Below are 518 nucleotides of genomic sequence, written 5' to 3' on the forward strand. Positions count from 1 at the left end.
CCCAATTACAAACTGATCATTAAGATAATGAAATTATTGAAAGTGCAGAAGATATTGCCATTACAAAAACAGAATTACTAAACCTTATCAATAAGAAAACTGCAGAGCAAAAGATTGGTATAGTCTCTGAATTTATTTGTCATTTATATTTAAGAGCAAATAATTATGAACAGCATTTTCTATTCAGGAACTTAGAGGAAAAGGGAATGAAGAAGGGATTTGATGGGCTATATTTAGTAGGAGATGATTTTTTTATTTATGAGAGTAAATCTTCACTGGAAACAACAACTGAGGCAACTCATAATGGTAATATTGGTGAAGCATATCATGATTTACGAAAAAAAATAGAAGGAATAAATGCAACAAATGACCCATGGCGCAATGCTTATAACCATGCATTGCATAGAAGTATTAATTACAACGATAATATATCAAAAACCTTAAAAAAACTTTCAAAAGAATATGTTCTAAAAAAGTTTAGTAAAGCTGAAAATTATAATCTAATTCCAAGCTCAACC

The 518-nt window shown here is 29.2% G+C and carries 1 protein-coding gene; it reads left to right on the forward strand.

The window, feature by feature from the left end:
- Positions 1–206: 206 nt before the first annotated feature.
- On the forward strand, positions 207–518 hold a 312-nt coding region (locus ACYVAA_RS23060), incomplete at its 3' end, for a hypothetical protein (protein WP_460546470.1).

The sequence above is a fragment of the Echinicola sediminis genome, from assembly GCF_054777495.1.